General features: G+C 57.9%; 3 protein-coding genes. All 3 read right to left on the bottom strand.

Translation table 11 applies throughout. The annotated features are described in order from the left end of the window. Nucleotides 1-204: 204 nt before the first annotated feature. The 3 genes from HQL56_17850 to secA all read right to left on the bottom strand — a co-directional run bounded on the left by HQL56_17850 (nucleotide 205) and on the right by secA (nucleotide 5135). Nucleotides 205-1122: a glycosyltransferase family 2 protein gene (locus HQL56_17850; protein ID MBF0311384.1), complete on the bottom strand. Its 918-nt coding sequence runs from the start codon at nucleotides 1120-1122 to the stop codon at nucleotides 205-207. A gap of 212 nt (nucleotides 1123-1334) precedes the next feature. Beyond that, nucleotides 1335-2318: a polysaccharide deacetylase family protein gene (locus HQL56_17845; protein MBF0311383.1), complete on the bottom strand. Its 984-nt coding sequence runs from the start codon at nucleotides 2316-2318 to the stop codon at nucleotides 1335-1337. 105 nt (nucleotides 2319-2423) lie between these two features. Further along, on the bottom strand, nucleotides 2424-5135 hold the full coding sequence (secA, locus tag HQL56_17840; GenBank protein ID MBF0311382.1) for a preprotein translocase subunit SecA: 2712 nt from the start codon (nucleotides 5133-5135) through the stop codon (nucleotides 2424-2426). Nucleotides 5136-5297 lie beyond the last annotated feature (162 nt).

The raw sequence follows: 5297 nt of genomic DNA, 5'->3' as shown, positions 1-5297 counted from the left end.
TCACAAATACAGATTCATGTATAGTTTCAATCAGTTAGACTTTCTGAGGAGGCCCCAATTACAAAACGGCGTTGCAATGGGTCAGAACGATTAAAAGTTATAATAAATAAAAAAATCATAAAGATAGAACATTTTCTTTTTTTGATATTTAAAAGATAACATATTGAAAGTCAAAGAATTTAAATATACTCCAGCTTGTGCGAATCAGGGCCTCTTGTCCCGAGACTCCACGATCAGGTGGGCCAACACCCCGAAAAAGAGGGTCTGCATGCCGAACAGCACCAGCCCCAGCACCGCGTTGACATGCACGATAGGCTTTTCGGCATGACCCGACAGCCAGGCCACGAACTCCCAGCCGCCCAGCAGCAAACCCAATCCCAGAAACAGCAGTCCGATGGGGGCGAAAACCTTCAAGGGGCGCACCGCGACCAGCACCATGAAAATCTGCGGCAACACCTTGAAGGGATACTTGAGGCTGATGAAGGATTTGCCCGTCACCCGCTTGTGAAACGCCACGGGAACATGGGCGAAACGCATGCCTTTGCGATAGCTGTCCACCAGGATCTGCTGGGTGTAATTGTAGTTGCCCGGCATATAAAAACAGGAGAGGTAGTCCCGGTTGACCGCGAAAATGCCGGGTTGGCTGTCCCGAAGCGGCCAGCCGGTCAACCAGCGCATCAATGCGGTAAAAACGCGATTGCCGACACGTCGCACCAGGGGCATGCGGTAGTCGATGCGCTCGAAACGGTTGCCGTAAACCACATCGGCTTCATCCCGCAGGATGGGAGCCAGCATGGCGGGAATGTCCTGGGGGTCGTGCTGCAGATCGGCGTCGAACTTGAGGGCGATATCGGCCCCGTCGTTGAGGGCGGCCTTCAGTCCGGTACGCACCGCCGCACCCAGACCCTGATTCCAGCGATGCACGATGAGGCGATCCGCACCGGCCGCTTTGGCCCGTTCCCCGCTGGCGTCCTTCGAACCGTCATCCACCACGAAGATGCGCCATTCCAGGCCCTGGCGGGCCAGGGGTTCCGTCATTTCCCGAAGCGCCGTCACGGTATGTCCGATCATGGCCTCTTCGTTGAAAGCCGGTACGATGACGACGACCCGTTTGACGCTCATGGTCTCTCCAAAATGGTCAAGGGTGCCATGCTTTTGACTTTTAATATGTTATCTTTTAAGTATCAAAAAAAGAAAATGTTCTATCCTTTGACTTTTGCTTGTTATTGTTTAAAGAAAAATCTTTCCGGAATCATCTCTGCACAGGAAGATCAAAAAGTCAAAACATTTTCTTTTTTTGATACTTAAAAGATAAATATTGAAAGGCAGAATAATTACCAAGTATTTTTCTTTCCGCCCACCAACCGATCCCGCAGCTCCAACGGCGTCAGGCTCACCCCGCCCAACTCCCCCAGGAAAAAGGCCAGGTAGCCCTCCAGCGTGGCCAGAAACCGCTCCAGCTCCCGCTCGTCACGCACATAAGGCGTGCAGCCGGGTTTCAGCGTCGGCGAATGATAACTGAGTGTGAAAACCCGCAAACCGTCACCCAGCAAGGTGCGGGTCAGGCGTCGCATCTCCTCAAGGGTGTGGCCTTCCGGAGAAAGCCTCATGCGCTCCAGCAGACCCAGCCTCGCCATCACTCCCGGAAGATGCAGAGCCTTCCTCCACCCCTGCGAAATCAACGGATAGAGCCGGGATCCCGACCCCCGCCAAAAGCCGCAGAAACCGCCGGTAGTGGGCAGCCGTAGCAAACGGCGCCGATGGCCGAACCAGCAGGGCTCGTTGCCTTCGGAAAGATAGTTCGGCCCGCCATCGGCCCGAAAATCGAAAGGAGGCGCCGGGCTCAGATCGCATTCGAAACCCTCCGTTTCCAGCAGTTGCGCCGTATGAGGACCGAAACCGTAACGTCCCGCCTTGTAGATGCAGGGCGTTCGGCCAAAAACCTCCTGAATGCGCGCCGTCAGATGACGCAGCTTGCTCTGTTCCAGGGTGGCGGGCAGATTTCCCGGATAGGCGTTGGCCTGGCTCAACTCCTCCTCGAAGGGAGGCGTGTTCCAGGGATGCAGATGAGCGCCGATCACCCCCCGAAAGGAGTCGTGGATCTCCTTCAGAGGCGCCCAGCCCTCTTCCCGACTCACCACCGCATAGTCCACCACATAGACCGGCGAGACCTTGAAGCGATCACAAACCGCCTGACCCCGACCCACTGCCGCCATGGCCGTCACCGCGCAGGCCTCGCGGGAAAACGGCGCGTTCCAGTCGAACTCCTCCTCCGTATCCACCACCACCAGCAGTACCGGGGCATGGCCCTCGGGCAACCGGGCCGAGGTCCGGGTGTCGAGGAGAGAGTAGTCTCCCCGAAGATTGGGCGGTTTCAGCGGCGGAACGCGGGGACGAGGCAACGTCCTCTCCTGGCACCTGTTTCAGGTAAGTTGTCCGCAACAATACTTGTACTTCTTGCCACTGCCACAGGGACAGAGTGCGTTGCGACCCACTTTCTCTGCGGGACGACGGAAAGGTGTATGGTTCTCGCCCTCCGGCACGACCGCCCCACCCTCTTCCTCCCCGCTCCAGCTTCCGGCATCGGGATGGTTCATGGAAAGACGCCGGTTGCGGGCCTGAGCCCGCTCCTCCTCCATGTGGTCCAGCTCGTCGGGACGCGCCACCTCCACCCGGGCCAGAATGCCCACCGCTTCGGCGCGAATGCGATACATCAGATCATCAAAAAGCTCGAAAGCCTCCCGCTTGTACTCGTTGAGCGGATCCTTCTGGGCATACCCCCGCAGATGGATACCCTCTTTCAGGTGATCCATGTTGAGCAGATGGTCCTTCCAAAGGGTGTCGAGCACTTGCAGAAGAATCGACTTCTCCAGGTAACGGGTCAGCTCCGGACCGTTCTGCTGCTCTCTCTGCAGGGTGTGAGTCTTAACCGCCTCCCAGGCCCGCTCCCGCACCACCTGGGCGGTCACGCCATCCTCGGCCTGCCATTCCGTAATCGGCAACCGCACGGCGAACTGTACAAAAAGCTGATTGCCGAACTCCTCGGCTTGCCACTGCTCAGGATAGGCCGATTCGGGCAGATGCTTGCTCAACAGCTCATCCAACAGCTCTTCGCGAATCGCGGTGATGAATTCGGAGACATCCTCGGAGCGCATCAGCTCCCGGCGTTGATCGTAGATCACCTTGCGCTGCTCGTTCATCACGTCATCGAACTTGAGCAGGTTCTTGCGGATGTCGAAGTTGCGCCCCTCCACCTTCTTCTGGGCCGACTCAATGGCCTTGTTGATCCAGGGATGCACGATGGCCTCCCCATCCTGCAGACCCAGCTTCTGCAACATGCCGTCCATGCGCTCGGAACCGAAGATGCGCATCAGATCATCCTGCAACGACAGGTAAAAACGGCTGGAACCCGGATCTCCCTGGCGTCCCGAACGTCCCCGCAACTGATTGTCGATGCGCCGGGATTCGTGGCGCTCGGTACCCAGGATATGCAGTCCGCCGCTGGCCAGCACCAACTCCTTCTCACGGGCGCATTCGCTACGAATGGCCTGAATGCGGGCCTGACGCTCCTCGGGAGGCAGCTCCATGGGCACCTCCTTGCGAATGCGCATGTCCGGATTGCCACCCAACTGGATGTCGGTACCCCGGCCCGCCATGTTGGTGGCGATGGTCACCGCTTTCACCCGACCCGCCTGGGAGACGATCTCCGCCTCCTTTTCGTGATATTTGGCGTTCAGCACCTGATGGGGCACCTTGACCTTGCGCAGCTCGCGGGAAAGTTCCTCGGATTTTTCGATGGAGACCGTGCCCACCAGAACCGGTTGGCTCCGGCTGTAGCACTCCTGAATCTCCTCCACGATAGCGGCGGTCTTCTCCTTGTGGGTGCGAAAAACCACGTCGTCGTTGTCCACCCGAACCATGGGCATGTTGGTGGGAATGACCACCACTTCCAGGTTGTAGATGGACTGGAATTCGGAGGCTTCCGTATCGGCGGTGCCGGTCATGCCGGCCAGCTTGCCGTACATGCGGAAAAGATTCTGGAAGGTGATGGAGGCCAGGGTCTGGGTCTCGTTCTGGATGACCACGCTCTCCTTGGCCTCCAGCGCCTGATGCAGCCCGTCGGAATAGCGACGACCCGGCATCATGCGACCGGTGAACTCGTCGATGATGATGACTTCCCCATCCTTGACGATGTAATCCCGATCCAGCTCGAACAGGGTGTGGGCCCGCAGTGCCTGGTTGACGTGATGCACCACCTCCACGTTGGCCAGATCGTAAAGACCGCCCGGTTTGAGCAGGTTGCGTTCCGTCAGCAGGGCTTCGATATGCTCGTTACCCTCTTCGGTCAATACCACGGTGCGGGATTTTTCCTCGATCTTGTAGTGCTGATCCCGGGTCAACAGGGGAATGAGTCGGTCCACCTTGTAGTAGCGATCGGTATTGTCTTCCGTGGGACCGGAGATGATCAGCGGGGTACGGGCCTCGTCGACCAGGATCGAGTCGACCTCGTCAACGATGGCGAAGTTCAGGGGCCGCTGCACCATCTCTTCCAGATTGAACTTCATGTTGTCGCGCAGGAAGTCGAAGCCGAACTCGTTGTTGGTGCCGTAGGTGATGTCGGCTTCATAGGCCTCACGCCGTTCGCGATCATCCAACCCGTGGACGATGACCCCCACGCTCATGCCCAGAAAACGATAAATCTGCCCCATCCACTCCGAGTCGCGTTTGGCCAGGTAGTCGTTCACCGTGACCAGGTGGCAACCCTTGCCTTCCAATGCATTGAGATAAAGCGGCAGGGTGGCGACCAGGGTCTTGCCTTCGCCGGTCTTCATTTCGGCGATCTTGCCCTGATGCAGCACCAACCCACCGACGAGCTGCATGTCGAAATGGCGCATGCCGGTAACCCGGCGACTGGCCTCCCGCACCACGGCGAAAGCCTCCGGAACCAGCTCTTCGAGGGCCTCCCCCTTGGCCAACCGCTCCCGGAACAGAGCGGTTTTGCCGGTCAGCTCGGCATCGGTGAGAGCCTGAATCTCTTTTTCCAGGCTGTTGATCTTAGCGACGGTCGGTTGCAAACGACGCAGGTAGCGGTCGTTGCTGGAACCGAAAATTTTTCGTGCAAGGGCGCCAAACATGGAGCGAGGTCCTCTCCCGCTGAGGGAACGTCAACCGGAAACTTGTCTTTGTATCACACTTCGGCAGAGGGGAGCAAAGCGGGAAAAGCGAAACAGCCCATCGAGAGTCACTCGGAAAAAAGCTCTTCCAGGGAAGAAACGTGGAGGATGCGTTCCGCCCAG

The sequence above is a fragment of the Magnetococcales bacterium genome, assembly GCA_015231925.1.
Taxonomy (GTDB): Bacteria; Pseudomonadota; Magnetococcia; order Magnetococcales; family JADGAQ01; genus JADGAQ01.
The sequence above is the reverse complement of the archived record's forward strand: the minus strand, read 5'-3'. Positions and strand labels throughout refer to the sequence as shown.

What these genes read in the sequence shown, in the direction of transcription:
- secA (MBF0311382.1), bottom strand. Translation starts at nt 5,135, where the DNA reads ATGTTTGGCGCCCTTGCACGAAAAATTTTCGGTTCCAGCAACGACCGC.
- HQL56_17850 (MBF0311384.1), bottom strand. Translation starts at nt 1,122, where the DNA reads ATGAGCGTCAAACGGGTCGTCGTCATCGTACCGGCTTTCAACGAAGAG.